The sequence below is a fragment of the Komagataeibacter europaeus LMG 18890 genome (assembly GCF_000285295.1).
Classification (GTDB): Bacteria; Pseudomonadota; Alphaproteobacteria; order Acetobacterales; family Acetobacteraceae; genus Komagataeibacter; species Komagataeibacter europaeus.
The window spans coordinates 1-2,785 of sequence record NZ_CADP01000207.1 but is presented as its reverse complement, the minus strand read 5'-3'; the positions used below and the strand labels follow the sequence as shown (position 1 = coordinate 2,785).

The following is a 2,785-nucleotide window of genomic DNA, read 5'->3' as shown; positions in this document are numbered from 1 at the left end:
TTCTGCGAAAAATCAATCAAACCGCTTTCTGATTCAGGCTCTTAGGTCAAGATAAGGCATAACGTATCCAAATTTTATGGTATGTTTCTTTTGTTTATCTAATGGAGTTATAATGGCTATTAATGAAAATGTGATGGAAATCATTCAAATACTTAATCAATCTGGTTTTGGTTCTCTTGCTGGTGAGTTGATGACGGAGATTTCTCTTGGGAGAGAGATCGCATCGCAAGAGCCTGATGGTGATGATGACCGTGTAACTATTCCTGAAACGGAGCAATTAGAGGAAGCCATACGTATATTACGGTTGCGTTTGATAGAGCCGGCTCGAGCACTTGCAAGTGCTGAGCAGATTGCAAGTAATTTTACAGACGGGGAGGAGAGTGTTCGAATTCAGTTTGTTGACCCTTCAGGAAATCCCGTAGGCGGAAAAAAATCAGAAGAAGCACATGATGATTCTTCGATTTTAGAACAATTTGATGAAATATTGATGAGTATAATGAAATTGCAACCAGGAAAGCTTTCATAAATGGCATTACCACTACCTATTCGAGCAAATCTTCTGCATATACTTGGCTTACTGCGAGCGGCTCACGGAATACTCGCAGTTCCAACAGGTGCAGGGAAGGCACTTGAAGCATGGATTCTCATGAAACTTGCTGAAACAGCTTCTTTACTTCCAGGATGGACGGTTACTTTACGCAGAGGCGACGGCACTCAATTGCCTGCAGGAAGTTTATTTGCTTTTCCTGCGAAAGGTAGTGGTATTAGACGGAATAACGTTAGAGCGCCTGGCTACGTACTCTTGGAATATGTTGGTCCAGGGTATCAATACAGATTTGAACTTCGAGGAAGTCTTCAATGGCAAGGCCGTAGTGGTGCACTACATGAATGTGATATAAGTATGCTACCAGCTCAAATTGGGGCGGCAATTAGAAATAATGGGGGCGGCCACCCACATGGGCTTCCGATTGTAATGCTTGAATGTAAAGATAAAATAGCAAGAGGAACATTAGACGAGACGCGAGAAACTTTGGCTCGATTATTCGACCTTGCCCTAGTTACGCGACCACCAACAGGTACTCCTTGTCGTATCTATGAGACATGCTCTGCCACTTCTCTTCACTATGGTCGAAGAAGCTCAACATATGTCTCGTTTTTTAGTAAAGGAACGTTCGGAATTGCACGGGCGACTGGATTTCAAGCGGGGACAGCAACATTGAGCCGGCATTATCATATTGGTAGATTTAACGATATTTATCACCCAACCGCATCAATAGCGAATATGCAAATAAGTTTTGAAAATACATTAAGGAATGCTGGGTCATATTGAGTGTAATTTATTAAATTAAATGTTAATTTTCCTATTGTGTTATCTTATTGTGGAATTGTTTGAAATAACTAGGGAAACGATATTTTATTTTGAGTGTTCTCTAGTTCATCTCGTTTCAAATTGTACTCTGTTCGGATGCATCGACCCTCCTCTGAATGACCGATATGAAGGCGTATCCCGCCTGTCTGCTTCATATTCCTTGAGCGGTCAGGCAGCACAGCGGAGTATGTCGCCGGTCAGCTTTCGGATCTTGCAAAGATAAGGTTGAATGACCGGGATAAGGCAGGCAACCCCCCATCCTCTTTGATATCTTTGAGCAGACAGGCAGTTTAGACAGAAAGCCAGTTATCAACAGTAAGATCAGAAAAGAAACCATTCCTACAGGCTTCTTCAACGTAACCGGCCGCTTAAGGCCGCCGTTGATCATGCGGCCTGTTTGTGAAGATCTGTCACGGGTTTCCAGTTCCATGGCAACAGTTCTTGGAGCCGGTTGATTTTGTGCTCGTTGATACGGGCCAGGACGTCGGCGAGGTAATCGTGCGGATTGAGGCCTGAGAGTTTTGCGCTTTCGATGAGGGTCATGGCATCAGCGATGTTGTCCCCACCGGCATCGGAACCGGCAAAGAGATAGTTTTTTCGGCCGACGCATACGGGCCGTATGGCTCGTTCGGCAGGATTATTGTCAATGGCGACACGACCATCTTCCACAAACAGGGTAAAGGCGGCCCACCGGTTGAGCGCATAGCGGATCGCTTTTGCCAGTTCCCCCTTCCCGGGGATGCGGGTGAGCTGTGCTTCGCACCAGGCATGGAACGCTATAACGCGGGGGCGGCTTTTTTCCTGTCGGACAGCCAGACGGTGCCTGGCGGGATGCCCGGTGATCTGCCGCTCGATATCGTAGAGCTCTCCGATCTGCTCAAGCGCTTCCCTTGCAATTGTCGAGCCGCTGCCTTTCCAGACATCATGGAATGCCCGACGCAGGTGGGCCCAGCAGGCCGCTTCGCGCACGCGCACGGTTCCCGTTGCATCGGGTTTATACAGGTCCCTGAACCCGGCGTAGGCGTCAGCCTGCAGAATACCACGGAACTGTGCCAGATGGGTCTGGGGATTGATCCCCTTGCGATCGGGAGAGAACCAGTAGGCAACGGCGGGTGGATCACTCCCGCCCCATGGGCGGGGATCGCGCAGATAGGTCCAGATCCGCCCTTCCTTCACACCGCGTGGTTTACCAGCCTGACGCAGGCGGGGATCAAGAACCTGGATGGGCGTATCATCGGCATGAAGCAGGTCTGCCCCCACGACCTCCTGACGGATCATATCTGTGAGAGGACGCAGAACGGCAACGGCCTGACCACACCAGTCGATCAGGGTTGAACGGGGGATTTCGACACCCTGACGGGCAAAGATCTCGTTCTGACGATAAAGCGGGATATGGTCATCGAATTTCGAGACCAG

The 2,785-nt window shown here is 48.7% G+C and carries 3 protein-coding genes; 2 read left to right on the top strand and 1 reads right to left on the bottom strand.

Going from position 1 to position 2,785, the window contains the following annotated elements; all coding sequences use genetic code 11:
* The first annotated feature begins 112 nt into the window (after positions 1-112).
* The gene (locus GEU01_RS26015; RefSeq protein WP_157212913.1) at positions 113-526 is read left to right on the top strand and encodes a hypothetical protein; all 414 of its coding nucleotides are present in this window, start codon (positions 113-115) and stop codon (positions 524-526) included.
* Positions 527-1,330, top strand: a complete 804-nt coding sequence (locus GEU01_RS26010) for a hypothetical protein (RefSeq protein ID WP_157212912.1) — start codon at positions 527-529, stop codon at positions 1,328-1,330.
* A gap of 423 nt (positions 1,331-1,753) precedes the next feature.
* Here GEU01_RS26010 and tnpC read toward each other — a convergent pair.
* Positions 1,754-2,785 (bottom strand): IS66 family transposase (gene tnpC / locus GEU01_RS20625; RefSeq protein WP_019087543.1); only part of this gene is annotated, 1,032 nt, incomplete at its 5' end.

Excerpts from the sequence above, each read along its gene's own strand:
- GEU01_RS26015 (WP_157212913.1), top strand. The coding sequence starts at position 113 with ATGGCTATTAATGAAAATGTGATGGAAATCATTCAAATACTTAATCAA.
- GEU01_RS26010 (WP_157212912.1), top strand. The coding sequence starts at position 527 with ATGGCATTACCACTACCTATTCGAGCAAATCTTCTGCATATACTTGGC.